General features: G+C 72.2%; 16 protein-coding genes. 15 read left to right on the forward strand and 1 reads right to left on the reverse strand.

Going from position 1 to position 16,341, the window contains the following annotated elements; genetic code table 11:
* The first annotated feature begins 99 nt into the window (after positions 1 to 99).
* The 11 genes from Q2K21_RS24715 to Q2K21_RS24765 all read left to right on the forward strand — a co-directional run bounded on the left by Q2K21_RS24715 (position 100) and on the right by Q2K21_RS24765 (position 10,566).
* The gene (locus Q2K21_RS24715) at positions 100 to 882 is read left to right on the forward strand and encodes a hypothetical protein (RefSeq protein ID WP_310775119.1); all 783 of its coding nucleotides are present in this window, start codon (positions 100 to 102) and stop codon (positions 880 to 882) included.
* Positions 883 to 1,844: 962 nt separating this feature from the next.
* Positions 1,845 to 2,393: an O-methyltransferase gene (locus tag Q2K21_RS24720; protein WP_310775121.1), complete on the forward strand. Its 549-nt coding sequence runs from the start codon at positions 1,845 to 1,847 to the stop codon at positions 2,391 to 2,393.
* Positions 2,394 to 2,459: 66 nt separating this feature from the next.
* Positions 2,460 to 2,708 carry a hypothetical protein gene (locus tag Q2K21_RS24725; RefSeq protein WP_310775123.1) on the forward strand — a complete coding sequence of 83 codons (249 nt, stop codon included), beginning with the start codon at positions 2,460 to 2,462 and terminating at the stop codon, positions 2,706 to 2,708.
* A 40-nt stretch (positions 2,709 to 2,748) separates the two neighbouring features.
* Positions 2,749 to 3,117 carry a hypothetical protein gene (locus Q2K21_RS24730; protein WP_310775125.1) on the forward strand — a complete coding sequence of 123 codons (369 nt, stop codon included), beginning with the start codon at positions 2,749 to 2,751 and terminating at the stop codon, positions 3,115 to 3,117.
* The gene (locus tag Q2K21_RS24735) at positions 3,117 to 4,556 is read left to right on the forward strand and encodes an FAD-binding oxidoreductase (RefSeq protein ID WP_310775127.1); all 1,440 of its coding nucleotides are present in this window, start codon (positions 3,117 to 3,119) and stop codon (positions 4,554 to 4,556) included. Before Q2K21_RS24730 ends, Q2K21_RS24735 begins: the two co-directional genes overlap by 1 nt.
* Positions 4,553 to 5,326: an SDR family NAD(P)-dependent oxidoreductase gene (locus tag Q2K21_RS24740; RefSeq protein WP_310775129.1), complete on the forward strand. Its 774-nt coding sequence runs from the start codon at positions 4,553 to 4,555 to the stop codon at positions 5,324 to 5,326. Before Q2K21_RS24735 ends, Q2K21_RS24740 begins: the two co-directional genes overlap by 4 nt.
* Positions 5,327 to 5,435: 109 nt before the next feature.
* Positions 5,436 to 6,665 (forward strand): cytochrome P450, encoded by a 1,230-nt coding sequence (locus Q2K21_RS24745; protein WP_310775131.1) that lies wholly within the window; start codon positions 5,436 to 5,438, stop codon positions 6,663 to 6,665.
* Between the two features lie 11 nt (positions 6,666 to 6,676).
* Complete coding sequence (locus Q2K21_RS24750) at positions 6,677 to 6,871, forward strand: ferredoxin (RefSeq protein ID WP_310775133.1); 195 nt, start codon at positions 6,677 to 6,679, stop codon at positions 6,869 to 6,871.
* Positions 6,872 to 6,953: 82 nt separating this feature from the next.
* Positions 6,954 to 7,925: a GNAT family N-acetyltransferase gene (locus tag Q2K21_RS24755; protein ID WP_310775135.1), complete on the forward strand. Its 972-nt coding sequence runs from the start codon at positions 6,954 to 6,956 to the stop codon at positions 7,923 to 7,925.
* 70 nt (positions 7,926 to 7,995) lie between these two features.
* Entirely contained in the window at positions 7,996 to 8,865 is an 870-nt protein-coding gene (locus tag Q2K21_RS24760; protein ID WP_310775137.1) for an ester cyclase family protein, read from the forward strand.
* Between the two features lie 81 nt (positions 8,866 to 8,946).
* Positions 8,947 to 10,566, forward strand: coding sequence for an FAD-dependent oxidoreductase (locus Q2K21_RS24765; protein ID WP_310775139.1), 1,620 nt, complete (start codon positions 8,947 to 8,949; stop codon positions 10,564 to 10,566).
* 113 nt (positions 10,567 to 10,679) lie between these two features.
* On the opposite strand, the gene Q2K21_RS24770 is transcribed toward Q2K21_RS24765, so the two are convergent.
* Positions 10,680 to 11,165 carry a MarR family winged helix-turn-helix transcriptional regulator gene (locus Q2K21_RS24770; protein WP_310775141.1) on the reverse strand — a complete coding sequence of 162 codons (486 nt, stop codon included), beginning with the start codon at positions 11,163 to 11,165 and terminating at the stop codon, positions 10,680 to 10,682.
* 129 nt (positions 11,166 to 11,294) lie between these two features.
* Between Q2K21_RS24770 and Q2K21_RS24775 the strand changes: the two genes are divergently transcribed.
* From Q2K21_RS24775 to Q2K21_RS24790, 4 genes are all read left to right on the forward strand, one after another.
* Positions 11,295 to 12,815, forward strand: coding sequence for an FAD-dependent monooxygenase (locus Q2K21_RS24775; protein ID WP_310775143.1), 1,521 nt, complete (start codon positions 11,295 to 11,297; stop codon positions 12,813 to 12,815).
* A 55-nt stretch (positions 12,816 to 12,870) separates the two neighbouring features.
* Positions 12,871 to 13,872 (forward strand): methyltransferase, encoded by a 1,002-nt coding sequence (locus Q2K21_RS24780; RefSeq protein WP_310775145.1) that lies wholly within the window; start codon positions 12,871 to 12,873, stop codon positions 13,870 to 13,872.
* Positions 13,873 to 14,011: 139 nt separating this feature from the next.
* The gene (locus Q2K21_RS24785; protein WP_310775147.1) at positions 14,012 to 14,989 is read left to right on the forward strand and encodes a quinone oxidoreductase family protein; all 978 of its coding nucleotides are present in this window, start codon (positions 14,012 to 14,014) and stop codon (positions 14,987 to 14,989) included.
* Positions 14,990 to 15,149: 160 nt separating this feature from the next.
* Complete coding sequence (locus tag Q2K21_RS24790; protein WP_310775149.1) at positions 15,150 to 16,127, forward strand: quinone oxidoreductase family protein; 978 nt, start codon at positions 15,150 to 15,152, stop codon at positions 16,125 to 16,127.
* The last annotated feature ends 214 nt before the right edge of the window (positions 16,128 to 16,341 follow it).

Consider the following 16,341-nt stretch of genomic DNA (forward strand, 5'->3'; position numbering starts at 1 on the left):
TGTGGGCGCGGTCCGCCACGCCGGTGGGCGCAGCCCCCAAGAAATCTACGCCACCGGTCGCCCGGTCCATTCCATCGGTCCGGTCCTTAGGGTGGGGGCATGCTCTCGGAACCACGCTCAGGACGGCTGGCCGCATGGGGAAACGCCCTTTTGGCCGGACTTGTGTCACCGGACGACGCCGCGTCCGCCATCGTCGGGGAGGACGCGGTGCACCGCGTCGAGGGGCTGCCCGGTGAGTCGGCGCCCGTCGGTCTCACGCTCGCGCTGGGGCGGCTGCGGACGCTCGGGGTGACCGGGCTGCGGGTGGCGCTCCCCGCGCCGGGACATCCGCTGGGGCTGAGCGGGCCGCCGGAGTTCAACGCGCGGGCGATGGACGCGGAGGAGGCGGTCGTCTGCTACGGGGCCGCGTTCGGGCTGGTGCCGGAGGTGTACGAGGCCGGCCCGGACGGTGATGTGCATGTCGAGGTCGTCTGGCACTGTCTGCCGGTCAGGGAGGCGCCGCCCGCCGATGTGCCGTCGCTCGGGGAGGCCGAGCGGGAGCTGGCGGAGGCCCTGCGGGAGGCGACGGAGGTGCTGTCGCGGCTGGACGTGGCCGGATCGGGGCCGGTGGCGGAGGCGGCGATCGACGCCTACCGGGGGCGGGCCGAGCGGGGGCGCGAGGTGTTGGCCCCGGGGTATCCGCCGCGGGCGGTCCGCGTTTTGGAGCTGGCCCAGCGGGTGGGCTTGCTGATCTCGGTGGCGTACGGCAACGGGCACGGGGGTGCGGTGAGCGCCTCCGAGATGGTGGCGCGGGCCGATGCGCTGCGGCCGGTGGAGCGGACGGCTCGGCGGGCACAGGTCGCGGCGTACAACTCCGTTGTGGAGCAGCGGGAGCGGGGGTGACCGCCAGGGGCTGTCGAGGGCTTTGACGGGGTGACCACCGGGAGCTGTCGAGGGCTTTGACGGGGTGACCGCGGCTGTCAAGGGCTTTGACAGGGTGACCGCGGCTGTCAAGGGCTTTGTCGACGGCCGCGATGACCTGCGCTTACGTCGCGTCGGGACGACTGCCGTGCGCATTCGGTGCACGGCGCGCACAGGTCACGGTCGAGCTCCGGTCGGCCGGCGGCGACGACCCCGAAGCGCGAGGTTGCTGTGTGCCCCTTCGCCGCTGACGCCGGGCGGCGATCCTGCCGACTGGGATGCCGTCCACGCAATCCGGGTGACGGCGACGTGATCAGCACCATTCCGCAGCCCGTCCGTGCCGCCGCGCCGGGCGGCGCTGCCGCGGGCACGAGGAGCGGCGCAGGCCGCCGGTCGGCTGGTACTAGGCCCGGCGCCGCGCCGCGCCGAGTGGTACGAGGCCCGGCGCCGCGCCGCACCAAGCGGTACGAGGCCCCGCGCCGCACCGCGTGGTACGAAGCGCCGCCCCGCCCCGCACCGCCCCGCACCGCTGCCCGGACCCGGTATCCGGCGCACACCCTCGACGAGTTTGCGGCTCTGACCGCCCAGTGGCTGCGGGGCCGGCTGTGGCGGCGCCCCATCCGTCACGACGCCGTGGATGGACCTGGACTTGACGCACCGGAAGCCCGGTCCGCCGATGCGTCGGCCCCGCAACGCCGCAGACGGATGGAAGGAACGCCCTCGCCTCCTTTCACGACACCTCCTTTCACGACACGGTCTGCGGCGGAGACGGCGCCGCCCGGGTCGGGCCGGGCGGGGTTGGAGAACGGCTGGAGTCTCGCTCGGCCGGCCGTCCACGGCGATGGCCTGCTGTCGGCCAGGTCTGTAAGGCTCAACCGAGATGTCCAACGGGCCCGGGGACGACCGCCCGTCGGCCTTTCGACACTCGTGACGGGGAGTTCCGCATGCCGAACACCACATCCCCCCTCCACCTCGATCCCGGTCCGGCGCCGCCGAGCGAGGAAGCCGTCGTGGGAACCCTGCTGCGCCAGCTGGTGTTGGCCATCGGGCCGCTCAACGTGCTCCAGGTGGGCTGCCCGGACCCGTCCGCCGTCGTCGCCCTGGCGTCGGCGCTGAGCGAGAACAGGCAGGGGCGGCTCGTGTGCTGCGAGCCGGAGACCGCGCGGGCCCGGGCGGCCGCGGCGGCGATCGAGGAGGCGCGCCTCGGCCGTTACGCCGAGGTCCGGGTGGGCAGTCCCGAGCGTGTGCTGCCCGGCGTGTCCAGCCCCGTCGACCTGCTGCTGCTCGGCGGCGAGCCTGAGTCGTACCTCCCGCTGGTGACACTGCTGGAGCCGCGGATGCTGCCCGGTGCGGTGATCGTGGCGGAAGGTGTCCGCCGTTTCGCGAAGCAGTGCGGGCAGTTCCTGGCGCATCTGCGGCTGCCCGGCAGCGGGTACGTCTCCATGCCCCTGCCGTTCGGCGCCGGTCTGGAACTGGCCGTCTGTGCCCGCTGACGCGCCGCACGTCGTACGGCCCACGGCCCGCCCACACCCCGCGCACATGCAACCGGAGGGAGCGCTGTGCCCAAACAGCCACTGATCGCCGAGCCGGTGGCCCCTGCCCGCCCCGGCACCTTGCGGAGACTGCTCGTCCGTTACTGCCTGAGGCCCGTGATGGAGTCGCTCACCGCGCTCGGCGCCATACACGTCGCCACTTTCTGGCATCCGCAGCTGGGCACTCCGCCCTGCTACACCGCTGCGGACATCGAGGATCTCCGCCAGCTCTACAGGACGTCTCTAGTGCCGTTCCAGACGCGGCCGGAAGCCTGACAACGATCACCCACCCTGCGACACCACCTGGAGAGTTGCGATGAGCGACGCACGACTGGTCGGCACCTGGACCACGCAGCTGGACGACGACGGCAAGGCCGTCCCCGGGCTCGTCTCCTTCTCCGCCGACGGCGGAGTCGTGTCGACCCAGCTCAACACCAAGAACATCGGCCTGGGTACCTGGCGCTCCACCGGGCCGGACACCTTCGAGTACGGCTTCCACATCCTCGCGGCCGACCCCGAGGGCAAGCACGTCGGCGAGGCCCACGTCCGGGTGGAGGGCGAGTTCGTGTCGGACACCCAGTGGCAGGGCACCGGCGGCGCCCAGTTCTTCGACCCGCAGGGCACCAAGCTGCGCGGCCACTCCGGATCCAAGGTGACCGCCGACAAGTTCGGCGTTGACGACTGATGCTGCGGGAGCGCCTCCGCGGGGAACTGGTGGAGCCCTCCGACCCGGGCTTCCCGCAGGCCAAACAGTTGCAGAACACCGAGTACGACGCGGTCCAGCCGCACGCCGTCGCGTACTGCGAGTCGGAGCAGGACGTCGTCGCCTGTCTCCGGCACGCGCAGGACCAGGGGCTCCCCGTCCACATCCGGGGCAATGGGCACAGCATGAACGGCTGGTCCACCGGCGAAGGCCTCGTGATCGATCTTTCCCGGATGAACCACGCCGTGGCCGACGGCCCGCTCGTACGGCTCGGCGGGGGAATCCAGTCGCTGGACGCGCTGGACGCGCTCAAGCCGCAACGCCGCCAGATCGTCACCGGCACCTTTCCCACGGTGAGCGCCGGCGGCTTTCTGACCGGTGGCGGCCTGGGCTGGCAGACCCGCAGGTTCGGGGTCGGCAGCGACCGGATCGCCGCGGCACGGGTGGTGCTGGCCGACGGCCGCACCGTGCGCTGCGCCGCCACGGAGGAGCCGGACCTGTACTGGGCCCTGCGCGGTGGCGGTGGCGGCAGCTTCGGCATCGTCACCGAGTTCGAGGTGCACCCGGTCGACGCCCCGATGATGACGGGCTTCGAGACGCTCTGGGCGTACGAGGACGCCGTGGACGTCCTCACCGCCTGGCAGGAGTGGTGCGTGGCGGGCCCGGACGAACTGGGCACCTCACTCGTCGTACTGCCCGGCATGTTCGGCCCCCAGGGCCGGCCCGTGGTGCGGGTGTGGGGCGTGCACCTGGGCCCGACTCAACAACTGGTGGCCGAACTCGACGCCCTGGCCGAGCGCGCCGGGGCCAAGCCGATCATCCGCACCGTGCAGCCCAGGGGCACGTACGCGGACGTCATGCACGAGGCCCTGTGCGGTTCCCAGACCGTCGCCCAGTGCCACCGCACCGGCTCGGGACCGGAGGCCCAGGGCCACCGCCATCCGTACACCCGGCAGAGCTATCGGCTCACCGGCCGGGCCGCGACCCGCGCGGAGTCCGCGGCGCTGCTCGACGCCTGGGACGTCTCCCTCGAACAGGAGAAGCGCGAGCGGTACCTGCTGTGCATCGCTCTGGGCGGCGCGGCGAACCAGGTGCCTCGGACGGCCACGGCCTATGTGCACCGCGACGCCCGGTTCCTGATCGGCTATCAGATGGCGTGCCGGGACGTCTCGGCGGACCCCGGGGCCGAGGCTCGCCTCACCGGCTGGGCCGATCGGGCGGGAGCGGCCCTCGCCCCGCTCGCCTGCGGCTCGTACATCAACTTCCCCAGTTCCCGGGTGAGCGAGGACTGGGAGACGGACTTCTTCGGCGAGAACCACGCCAGGCTGCTGGACGTGAAGCGAGCGTACGACCCGGAGAACTTCTTCCGGCACGCGCAGAGCATCGGCAGCCGGGCCCTGACGACCAAGGCGGCTTCATGAGGACCGATCTGCGGGACAAGGTGGTACTGGTCACCGGCGCCTCTTCGGGCATCGGGCGGGCGACAGCCGTGACCTACGGCGAGGAGGGGGCCCGCGTCGCGATCACATACCACACCAACGAGGAGGGCGCCCGGGAGACGGCCCGGCTGGTCACGGAGGCTGGGGGAACACCGCTGGTCGTCCGCTACGACCTCACCGACGAGCAGTCCATCCGGGACGCCGTCGGCCGGGTCGCCGAGGAGTGGGGCGGCATCGACGTGCTGGTGGCCAACGCCGTCGTGTGGAGCGAGGCGATCCCGCGTCCGGGCCGGCCCGTCCCGCGGTTCGAGGACGTGCCGGCCAAACAGTGGCAGGAGGTGCTGCACACCTCCGTCGAGGCGGTCTTCCACACCGTGCAGGCCGTGCTGCCCCTGATGCGCGGCCGGGACTGGGGGCGCATCGTGCTGATCGGTGCGGGCCTCGCGGACGCGGGCAAGCCGGGCGCCGGCGCCTACGGTGCCGGCAAATCGGCTCTGTTCGGGCTGATGCGCAGCCTCGCCTGGGAACTGGGGCCCGAGGGGATCCTGGTCAACATGGCGGTGCCCGGCCAGACGGCCACCGAGACGGTGCGGGCCAACGTTCCCGCCTCCTTCCTGGAGGAGAAAGGCAAGACCCTGCCCTCCGGCCGGATGTCCGTACCGCAGGACGTCGCCAACGCGGTGGTCTTCCTCGGCTCCGCGGCCAACGGCAACACCCATGGCGAGACCCTCCGGATCACCGGCGGGGCCTGACCGACGCGTCAGGGAAACGAGCCCCGCCGCCCTCCAGGGATCTTCGAAGGCCCCTTGAGAGCGGCGGGGCTCAATGGCGTGCGTAGCGATACCACTGAGGAGGCGCGACATGACGGAGACCAGCAGTCCCCCCGCCGGGAGCGAGGCGCCGGCCTACCCCATGACCCGGGCATGCCCCTACCAGATGCCCGTGGGATACGAGGAGTTGCGCGAGAACGGCCCGCTGACCAAGGTCACACTGTACGACGGGCGGCAGGTCTGGCTGGTCATCGGCAACGAGGTCGGCCGGGCCCTGTTCCCCGACCCGCGGCTGTCCTCGAACGTCCTGCACCCGGGATTCCCCTTCCTGGCCCCCCGCATCGCCGCCCAGACCCAGCAGCGCGCCGCCCCGCCGCTGGTCGGTGTGGACGACCCCGAGCACGCGCGCCAGCGGCGCATGGTGATCCCCGGCTTCGGCATCCGCCGGGTGTCCGCGCTGCGCCCGGAGATCGAGCGGATCGCGAACGGGCTCATCGACGAGATGCTCGACCGGGGCAGCCCCGCCGAACTGCTCTCCCAGTACGCCCTTCCGCTGCCCTCGGCGGTGATCTGCGCCCTGCTCGGAGTGCCCTACGAGGACCGCGGGTACTTCGACGAGCGGTCCCGGCAGGTGCTGTCCTCCTCGGGTGAGGGTGCGGCGGAGCGGGCCCGCAAGGCCTTCACCGAGATCCTCGTCTATCTGCACGAGCTGGTCGCGAAGAAGGAGAAGCAGCCCGGCGACGGCCTCGTCGACGAACTGATCGCCCATCAGCTCGAAGAGGGCAGCGTCGACCGCGACGAGCTGGCCCTGATCTGCTCGCTGCTGCTCGTCTCCGGCCACGAGACCACCTCCAACATGATCGCGCTGGGCACCGTGACCCTGCTCGAACACCCCGAACAGCTCGCGCTGTTGCGGCAGGACGACACGCTGCTGCCGGGCGCGGTGGAGGAGCTGATGCGGTTCACCTCCATCGGCGACGTGCTGATGCGGGTGGCGGCCGAGGACATCGAGATCGCCGGGCAGACCATCAGGGCCGGTGACGGCGTGGCCATGTCGACCATGCTGATGAACCGCGACCCGCACGCCTGGGAGAACCCGGACACCTTCGACATCACCCGGTCCGCCGGTCGGCATGTCGCCTTCGGCTACGGCATCCACCAGTGCATCGGCCAGAACCTCGCCCGGGCCGAGATGGAGATCGCCTTCCGCACCCTCTTCCGGCGCATTCCGAACCTCAGGGTGCCGGTCCGCTCCGAGGAACTGCCCCTGAACGCCCCGTACGTGCTGCAGGGCGTCGCCGAACTCCCCGTCGAGTGGTGAGGGGGGCCGCGGTGGAGATCAGCATCGCGACCGAGCGCTGCATCGGCGCCGCCATGTGCGCCCTGACCGCGCCGGAGGTGTTCACCCAGGACGACGACGGGGTGAGCCGGCTGCTCCCGGGCGGAGCGGAGGGCGCCCACGGCACCTCGGTGCGGGAGGCGGCCAGGGCCTGCCCGGTCCAGGCCATCACCCTGCGCGGAGACTGAGGCCAGAGCGGCGTCGTGGCCGGTGGGCACCGTCGAGTTGCCCTCGACGGTGCTTCGAGAACGGCGGGAGACGGTGTCGGCCATGGAGATTCGCAGCCTCGACGGTGACGACCCGGCGACCCTCGCCGCTCTGCTCCCCGGTTTCCGGGAAACCATGCGCCTGGAACTGCCGGCGGACCCGCCGGTGACCGAGGCGCTGCTCGCGCGGCTCTTCCAGCGCCGCCACGGCACCGAGCGCATCGTGCTCGCCGCCTACGACGCACAGACCCCGGCCGGAGTCCTGAAGCTCGGCCTCGACCTGGGCGATCCGACCGGGCCGGGGCACGGCTCGCTCTGGGTGTTCCCCGGCTTCCGCCGCCGCGGCGCGGGCCGGGCCCTGGCAGCGGCGGGCCAAGCCGCCCTGCGCGAACGGGGCCGCGACCTGCTGCTGGCGGACGCGCCCAAGGGGGCGGCCGCGGAACGCTTCGCCGAACAGCTCGGCGCCGAGCTCGTCGGCGAGACCCTGCGCAACCGGCTGCGGCTGGCCGGGGCCGCCCCCGGACCGCTTCAGGCCGCGGCGGCCCGCCAGGTGCCCGGCTACCGCCTGGCGCACTGGACCGGCCGCTGCCCCGACACGCTCGTCGAGTCCTACGCCCGTGCCTGGAGCGCGCTGGAGGAGCGGGTCAACGGCCAGGCCCGGGTGCGCCGCCCGTCCACCGCCGACGTCCGGGCGCGCGAGGCCGAGGCCGAACGGGCGGGACACCGGATCCACGCGGTCGCGGCCCTGCCCGAGAGCGGCGGGGACGGCGGCGACATCGTCGCCTACAGCACGCTGTTCGTGCGGGACAGCCCGATGGCCGACGCCGGCGAGACGCTGGTGCTGCCGCAGCACCGGCGGCGGGGCCTCGGCACCTGGATGAAGGCGGACCTGCTGCTGCGGGCCGCCCGGGACAACGCGGGCCTGGTACTCGTCCAGGTCTTCAACGACGTCGGCAACACCGCCGTCGTCGCACTCAACCGCGGGCTCGGCTTCGAGGCCGACTCCTGCTGGTCCACGTACGCGCTCAAGGCCTGACGGCCCGGCGGGCCACCTGACGACCCGAGCCGGCACCGCGCCGGCCTCGAGCCGCCCCGAGAGGAATCCCATGATCACTCAGAGTCCAGCCGAGCAGCGCGCGCAGAGCGCCCGACTCGTACGCGACTGGTACGAGACGCTGTACCGCGAGCACCGGTTCGACGAGGCCGGCCGCTTCCTCGACGCCGGCCACATCGAGCACGACCCGCTGGCCGGGCCGGCCGCCGGGGGCCCCGTCGGCCGCTTCCGGAACCTGGCCGGGCAGTTCCCCGGCCTGCGCGCGGACATCGACCATCTGGTCGCCGACGGCGACCGGGTGATGCTGTTCGCGACCTGGACCGGACGGACGCCCTCGGACGAGGAATTCCGGCTCCACACGGCCGAGTTGTACCGCGTCCAGGACGGCCGGATCGCCGAGCACTGGAACGTGGTCGACCGCGACGTGCTCGCGGCCCACGGTCTGCCCGGGCTCGACGGCGACGGCATCCAGCCCGCCGCGCCCGGACTGCGCGGCCCGCACACCGCCACCGAGGAGGCCAACGCGCAGCTGGTGCTCGGGGCGTACCGCGACGTCTTCAGCGAGCACCGCCTGGAACTCGCCGACAGCTACTACCACCAGGACTACCGGCACCACAATGTGCGCACCGCGGCGGTGCCCGACGGGCTGGACGCCTTCAAGGCCTTCTTCGCCGACAACATCGCCGCCTTCCCGGACCTCGTCACCACCGTCGACCACATCGTCGCCGCCGACGACCGCGTGATGGTCTTCGTGACCTGGACCGGCACCCTCACCGGGGCGTGGAGCGGCGGCGGCCCCTCCCACCTGCCGCTGGTGATGCGCACCTGCGACCAGTTCCGGATCGAGCGCGGCAAGGTGGCCGAGCACTGGGAGGTCGTGGACTATCTCGCGCTGCGCCGCGCCGGGCTCCCGACGCCGTGAGCGGCCCCGTCGACCCCGTCGACCCCGTCGACCCCGTCGACCACAGCGTTCACGTCGTCCATTGCGAGAAAGGGTCCCGCGATGCAATCCAGTGACGCACCCGTACTGATCGTGGGCGGCAGCCTGGTGGGCCTGTCCGCCGCCGTGTTCCTCGCCCACCACGGAGTCCGCTGCACCCTCGTGGAGCGGCACCCCGGCACCTCCATCCACCCCCGAGCGGTCGGGTACTACCCGCGGACCGCCGAACTGCTGCGCCAGGTGGGCGTCGAGGACGCCGCCCTGCGGGAGGCCGCCGGCTTCGAGGCGCACCGGACCCGGGCCGGGGTGACCTCCCTCGCCGGCGAAGTCCTGTTCAGCAAGGAGGAGCTGGAGGGCGACGACGAGCTGGGCGACCTTACTCCCTCCCGGCTCCTGCTGCTTCCGCAGGACCGGCTGGAGCCGCTGCTGCGTGAGCGCGCCGTGGCACTCGGCGCGGACCTGCGGTTCGGCACGGAACTCGTCTCCTTCGCGGAGGACCCCGACGGGGTCACCGCGGTCCTCGCGGACGACGACGGCACCGACACCTTCCGCAGCGACTGGCTGCTGGCCTGCGACGGGCCGCGCAGCACGGTGCGCGAGGCGCTCAAGGTGCCGAGGCACGGCCGCGGTGTGCTGTCCCGCCATGTGAGCATCGCCTTCGGCGCGGACCTGCGTCCGGTCCTCGGCGACCGGCGCTACAGCGTCGTCCATGTGAAGAACCCCCAGGTCATGGGCATCCTGGTGCATGACGACACCCTGACGGGCGGCACCCTGATCGTCGGCTACCGCCCGGAGGACGGCGAGAGCCTGGACGACTTCACCGACGCCCGCTGCGCCGAGCTGGTGAGCGCGGCCATCGGCTCGCCCGATGTGGCGGTGACGATCCGTTCCCGCTTCCCCTGGGACATGGCGGAGCAGGTCGCCGAAGGCTTTGTGCAGGGGCGGGTGCTGCTGGCGGGTGACGCCGCGCACGTCGTTCCGCCGACCGGCGGCTACGGCGCGAACACCGGGATCGCCGACGCCCACAACCTGGCCTGGAAGCTCGCTCTGGTGGTGGACGGCACCGCGGGCACGGGGCTGCTGGAGACGTACGACGCCGAGCGCCGGCCGGTCGCGGCGTACACCGCCGAACAAGGGTCGCTGCAACTGGCGGTGCGCTCCGGCAGCGCCACCGCGGAGCAGCAGGCCGCCGCGGCGGACGCGCTCACCGTGACGATGGGCCAGACCTACCGGTCCGCTGCCGTGGTCCCGGAGCCGGGCGCCGAGGCGCCGGCGGCTCCGGCCGATCCGCGCACGCTGGGGGGCGAGGCGGGCACCCGGGCGCCGTACGTGCTGCTGTCACGGGACGGCGCCCCGGTCTCCACGCTCGACTTGTTCGGCAACGGTTTCGTGCTGCTGACGGGTGAGCGGGGCGGGCCGTGGCTGACGGCGGCCGCCGGAGCGGCCGCCGAGCTGCGCGTGCGGATCACCGCGCGCCGGGTGGTGCCGGGCACGGGCGGCGGGGCGGGCACCCTCGCCGACCCGGAGGACCGCTGGGCCGGAAGCTACGGCGTGCGGCCGGACGGTGCCGTGCTGGTACGGCCCGACGGAATCGTCGCCTGGCGGTCGCTCGGCGCGGATCCGGCCGGCGCGGAGACCGAGGCGCTGACCGGCGTGCTGCGTACCGTGCTCGCGCGGGGCTGAGAGTGTTCGCGCGGGGCTGACAGTGCTCGCGCGGGGCTGAGACGACGAACCGGGGGCCGCGGCATGTCCGCCGTGGCCCCCCGGAGCGGTCCCGGACTGCCGTTCGCCCGGCTCTATTCGGCCGCGTCGGCCTGCAGTTCGGCGATGGAGTCCACGTACTTGATCAGCAGCCGGGCGAACTCCAGGCGATCCTCCTCGGGCCAGTCCTGCGTGATCCGCTCGAACGCCGCGCGCTGGTGGCCGCGGAAGCGGGCGAGCGTCTCGTGACCCTCCGGGGTGAGCTGGAGGATCGTACGGCGTCCGTCGCGCTGTGAGGCGGCGCGGACCAGATAGCCGGCCGTGATGCAGTCGGAGACCATGCGGCTGGCCACGGAAGGGTCGACGGCCAGCCGCTCGCCGACGACGCCGACGGTGATCTCCTGGCCCTCGTGTTCGGGCCCGTCCTGGACGATGTTGAGGACCAGGGTCCTTGTCATGTCCTTGCGCGACACCTGTTTTTCGACATTCAGCGCCTGGGTCCGCCGCAGCCGCGAGAACGCGGGTCCCACCGCGTCGAGCAGGTCGGACGTCACCGGCGGACTCTGTGTCGAGGTCTCCATACGCACATTCTAGGCGACTTGATTACATCGAGCGAGCATCTGTATGCTCTCAATCTACTGCATGCTTTAAAGCACATACCTGTCAGCCAACACACATCCACACGGATCTTTCCTTCCGAGAGGACCGCCATGTCAACGGGGAACACCGATCAGGACTTCGACTTCGACGTACTCGTCATCGGCGGCGGCCCCGTCGGCATGCTGCTCGCCGCGGAACTGCGCATCTCCCGCGTCCGTGCCGTCGTCCTGGAGCAGCTGGCCGAACGCACCCCGCACTCCAAGGCCTTCGGCCTGCACGCCCGTTCCCTGGAGTCCCTCGACCGGCGCGGCCTGGTGGAGCGCTTCCGTGACGGCGCGCGGTCCTGGAACAACGGCCACTTCGCGGGGCTCGACGAGTGGGTCGACTTCTCCGCCCTGGACAGCACGCACGCCTACGCCTTGCTCTCGGAACAGACCAGGACCGAGCGGCTCCTGGAGGAGCGCGCCGTCGAGGTCGGCACGGAGATCCGGCGCGGCCACGAGGTCACCGCCGTCCGCCAGGACGCCGACGGCGTCGAGGCGGAGGTCACCGGCCCGGACGGCGCGTACACGCTGCGCGCCCGCTACGTCGTGGGCTGCGACGGCGGGCGCAGCCTCGTGCGCCGGCAGGCGGGCATCGCCTTCCCGGGCACCGGCGGCAGGGTCACCGCGCGTCTGGGCGACGTGATCCTCGCCGACCGGGAGAACGCCCCGATGGGCATGGAGCGCACGGAGCGCGGCCTGCTGTTCTGCGTGCCGCTGGACGACACCTACCACCGCGTGTCCACCTTCGACTTCCAGGCCGAACGGGAGGCGGGCGCGGAACTCACCCTGGACGAACTGACCGCGAGCCTGCGCGAGATCTGGGGCAGCGACCTCGGAGCGCACTCCCCGCGCTGGCTGTCCGTCTTCACCGACTCCGCCTGCCAGGCCGACCGCTATCGCGAGGGCCGGATCCTCGTCGCCGGCGATGCCGCGCACACCCACTTCCCGGTCGGCGGCCAGGGTGTCAACCTCGGCCTCCAGGACGCCTTCAACCTCGGCTGGAAGCTCGCCGCCACCGTGCACGGCTGGGCTCCCGAAGGGCTGCTCGACAGCTACGACAGGGAGCGCCAGGGCCCGGCCCGCAAGGTGCTGGCCAACACACGCGCCCAGATCGCGCTGATGAACCCCGACCCGTACGTCACCCCGCTGCGCGAGCTGTTCACCGACCTCATGCGCCGCGACCAGGTGAACCTCTACCTCGCGGAGATGCTCAGCGGCGTCACCGTCCGCTACGAGATCGACGGCCCCGAGCACCGCATGCTCGGCGACTTCGCCCGCGACCTGGAACTGGTCACGGAGGACGGCACCAAGACCCTTCCCGGGTACCTCAAGCGGGGCACCGGAGTGCTCCTCGACCTGGCCGGCCGGCCGGAGATCGCCCAGACCTACGAGAAGTGGGGCGCGGGCGTGTCCTGGGCCGGACGCGTGCGCCACGTACAGGCGACATGCGCCGGCGAGCCGGAGCTGGCGGGTCTGCTCGTCCGCCCCGACGGCTACGTCGCCTGGGCCGTCGACCGGGACCAGCCCGAGGCCCAGGTGCGCGACTCGCTCGGCACGGCGCTCACCACCTGGTTCGGCACCGTCTGACCGGCCGCGCCACCACTCGCCCACCTCTGTCGAGCAGCACCGAGGAGATCGATCCGTGAGCGCACCACCCTGGTCCCGAGAACTGCTGGACAAGAGCGATCTGATCACCCCCATGGCGATCCGGGTGGCCGCGACCTTACGACTGTCCGACCACCTCCAGGCCGGCGCGAGCACCGTCGAGGCGCTGGCCCGCGCGGCGGACGTGGCCCCCACCGCGCTGCGCCGCCTCATGGGCCACCTGGAGATGGCCGGCCTCTACCGGGTGCTGTCCGACGGCACCTGCGAGGCCACCGAACTCGGCGCCCAGTTGCGCTCCGACATCCCGGACTCGGGCCGTGACTGGCTGACGCTGGAGGGACCGACCGGCCGCGGCGAACTCGCCTTCTTCCGGCTCCTCGACGCCCTGCGCTCCGGCCAGCCGGTCTACTCCGAGCTGTACGGACGGGACTTCTGGACGGACGTCGAGGGGGACCCGGCGCTCGCCGCGTCCTTCGCCCAGCGCATGAGGGCCAGCATGGAGTGGGTGACCCCCGCCCTGCTGGAGCAGGGCAACTGGGAAGGCGTCCGGCACGTCGTCGACGTCGGCGGCGGCAACGGCGCCCTCCTGAGGGCCGTCGTCGGCGCCGCACCCGGCGCGCGCGGCACGCTCCTCGATCTGGAAAAGACCGTCGAGACGGCCGCCGCGGAGTTCAAGGCCGCCGGGGTCCAGGAGCGCTGCCGAGCGGTCGCGGGAAGCTTCTTCGACCCGCTGCCCGCCGGCGGTGACGTGTACCTGCTGGCCAACGTGCTGCTCAACTGGCCCGACGACCGCGCGACCGCCATCCTGCGCCGCTGCGCCGAGGCGGTCGCCCCGAACGGCCGCGTCATGGTCGTGGAGGGACTGCTCGACGTGCAGACCAACCAGACCGATCTGGACCTGCGGATGCTCGTCTACCTCGGCGGGCAGATGCGCACCACCGACGGCCTGCGCGCGCTGGGAAAGGCGGCGGGACTCGACCTGCGGCGCGTCATCAGCCTCGGCGAGATCCGATCGCTCGCCGAGTTCACCCCGGCCTGATCCACACCCGGCGCACCCCCCACCGCCCGTTCCCCCCGGGGTGCCGGCCGACACCGCCGGCACCCTCACTCCCCTACGAACCACCGCCCCAAACGAACCACCACCCCCCATACGAACCACGAGCACAAGGAGCACGTCCATGCGTGTCGTCCGTCACCACGAGTTCGGCGCCCCCTCGGTGCTACGCGTCGAGAAGACAGACAAGCCCTCCCCTGGCCCCGGTGAGGTGCTGATCCGCACCGAAGCCATCGGCGTCAACTTCGCGGAGTGCCAGCGCCGTCAGGGCATCCCGGTCGGCGGCCCCGCCACTCTCCCCGGCTCCCCGGGCGGCGACGTCGCCGGCACCGTCGAGGCCCTCGGCGAGGGCGTGACCCAGGTCCGGATCGGCGACCGCGTGGTCACCGGCGTCGGCGCCGACGGGTACGCCGAGTACGTGGTCGCCCGCGCCGACTGGCTGTTCGCCATCCCCGAGGGCATCGACGCCGGCCAGGCCACGTCCCTGCCGATCCCCGCCCAGACCGCCTACCACGTGATCGTCACGGCCGGGCGGCTGCAGGCCGGGGAGTCCGTGCTCATCACGGCCGCGGCCGGAGGCATCGGCCACCTGCTGGTGCAGATGGCCAAGGCGCTCGGCGCGGGCCAGGTCATCGCCGCGGCGTCCAGCCAGGACAAGCTGGACTTCGCCGCCTCGCTGGGCGCGGACCACACCGTGGACTACCACCAGGACGGCTGGGAGGAGAAGGTGCTGGCCGCGACCGAAGGCCGCGGCGTCGACCTGGTGCTGGAGACCGTCGGCGGCGACATCCTCACCAAGAGCGTGAACCTCACCGCCCCCTTCGGCCGGACCGTGGTGTACGGCACGGCGGGCGGCGAGGTGCCTGCCATCGAGGTCAGCGACATCTTCGACAACCGCACCGTTTTGGGCTTCAGCATGTGGGGCGTCATGCGGCACCGGCCGGACGCCATGGCCAGCGGCGCGAAGGAGCTGCTGGCCATGGTGGCCTCGGGCAAGGTCCGGCCGGTCGTGCACGCCGAGCTGCCCCTGGAGGAGGCCGCCGCAGCCCACGAGCTGATGGAGGCACGCTCCCAGCTCGGCCGGGTGGTGCTCGTCCCCTGAAAACCCGCGGGCACTTTGCGTGCTCCCGGACTTGCGCACGGTGCACAGATATGTAGACTCACATACACGTGCATGAGTACATATAAATGCAACCCGGATCCCTGGGCGGAGCCGCGGCATGACCGCGGCTCGAACAACACCTCCTAGTTGGGAGAACACCATGCGAATCGTCCGCCACTACGAGCACGGCGCCCCCTCGGTGCTGCGTGTCGAAGAGGCGGAGACGCCGCAGCCCGGACCGGGCGAAGTGCTGATCCGCTCCGAAGCCATCGGCGTCACCTTCGCCGAGGTCCAGCGCCGCCAGGGCATACCGATCGGCGGTCACGCCACGCTGCCCGGCGCTCCGGGAGGCGACGTCGCCGGCACCGTCGAGGCCCTCGGCGAAGGCGTCACCCACCTCAGCGTCGGTCAACGCGTCGTCGTGGACGTCGACCACAGCGCCTACGCCGATTACGTCGCGGCCGACGCCGCCTGGGCCATCCCCATTCCGGACACCATGGACGCCGCCGAGGCGACCCTGCTGCCCAGCCCGGCCCAGACCGCCTACCACGCCCTGAAGGAGGCGGGGCAGCTCAAGCCCGGCGAGACCGTGCTGATCGACGCCGCCTCCGGTGGTGTCGGCCACCTCGCCGTGCAGATCGCCAAGGCGATGGGCGCAGGCAAGGTCATCGCCACCGCCGGCACGCAGGCCAAGCTGGACTTCGTCCGCGAGCTGGGCGCCGACGTCACCATCAACTACACCGACGAGGACTGGGACGAGCAGGTCAGCGCCGCCACCGACGGCCGCGGCGCGGACGTCGTCCTGGAGACCGTCGGCGGCGACATCCTCATCAAGAGCATCGCCCTGACCGCCCAGTTCGGCCGACTGGTCTTCTACGGCTCGGCCAGCGGCGACATCCAGCCCGTCAACCCGCTGATGCTCAGCCGGATGAAGACCGTGGCCGGCTTCGCGCTCTACGCGATGCTCTACAACAGGCCCGAGGCCATCGCCGCGGGCCAGCGGGACCTGCTCGACATGATCGCCTCCGGCAAGGTGCGCCCGGTCGTCCATGAGCGGCTCCCGCTCGTGGACGCCGTCAAGGCGCACGAACTGATGGAGGCCCGAGCCCAGCTCGGCAAGGTCGTCCTGGTTCCTTGACCGGCCGGTCCAACCAGGACCGCCGCACCCAGACGGTGGTCGGCCGCACTCATCCCCCGCGTGCGGCCGACCACTGCTTCACCACCCGCAGAGCGAAGTGAAGATCCCCTTTTCGGACAGTCATGACGCCGGCCGCCTCTGGCGCCCGGCGGGACGGGGACGGAAACCACTCGTAGGGGCCACCGGCTCCAGGCGGGACCCTGATCCCTTCACC

It is taken from the genome of Streptomyces sp. CGMCC 4.7035 (assembly GCF_031583065.1).
GTDB classification, from domain to species: domain Bacteria; phylum Actinomycetota; class Actinomycetes; order Streptomycetales; family Streptomycetaceae; genus Streptomyces; species Streptomyces yaanensis.

Excerpts from the sequence above, each read along its gene's own strand:
- Q2K21_RS24735 (WP_310775127.1), top strand. The coding sequence starts at position 3,117 with ATGCTGCGGGAGCGCCTCCGCGGGGAACTGGTGGAGCCCTCCGACCCG.
- Q2K21_RS24770 (WP_310775141.1), bottom strand. The coding sequence starts at position 11,165 with ATGGAGACCTCGACACAGAGTCCGCCGGTGACGTCCGACCTGCTCGAC.
- Q2K21_RS24715 (WP_310775119.1), top strand. The coding sequence starts at position 100 with ATGCTCTCGGAACCACGCTCAGGACGGCTGGCCGCATGGGGAAACGCC.
- Q2K21_RS24740 (WP_310775129.1), top strand. The coding sequence starts at position 4,553 with ATGAGGACCGATCTGCGGGACAAGGTGGTACTGGTCACCGGCGCCTCT.
- Q2K21_RS24720 (WP_310775121.1), top strand. The coding sequence starts at position 1,845 with ATGCCGAACACCACATCCCCCCTCCACCTCGATCCCGGTCCGGCGCCG.
- Q2K21_RS24775 (WP_310775143.1), top strand. The coding sequence starts at position 11,295 with ATGTCAACGGGGAACACCGATCAGGACTTCGACTTCGACGTACTCGTC.
- Q2K21_RS24790 (WP_310775149.1), top strand. The coding sequence starts at position 15,150 with ATGCGAATCGTCCGCCACTACGAGCACGGCGCCCCCTCGGTGCTGCGT.
- Q2K21_RS24755 (WP_310775135.1), top strand. The coding sequence starts at position 6,954 with ATGGAGATTCGCAGCCTCGACGGTGACGACCCGGCGACCCTCGCCGCT.
- Q2K21_RS24785 (WP_310775147.1), top strand. The coding sequence starts at position 14,012 with ATGCGTGTCGTCCGTCACCACGAGTTCGGCGCCCCCTCGGTGCTACGC.
- Q2K21_RS24730 (WP_310775125.1), top strand. The coding sequence starts at position 2,749 with ATGAGCGACGCACGACTGGTCGGCACCTGGACCACGCAGCTGGACGAC.
- Q2K21_RS24760 (WP_310775137.1), top strand. The coding sequence starts at position 7,996 with ATGATCACTCAGAGTCCAGCCGAGCAGCGCGCGCAGAGCGCCCGACTC.
- Q2K21_RS24765 (WP_310775139.1), top strand. The coding sequence starts at position 8,947 with ATGCAATCCAGTGACGCACCCGTACTGATCGTGGGCGGCAGCCTGGTG.
- Q2K21_RS24745 (WP_310775131.1), top strand. The coding sequence starts at position 5,436 with ATGACGGAGACCAGCAGTCCCCCCGCCGGGAGCGAGGCGCCGGCCTAC.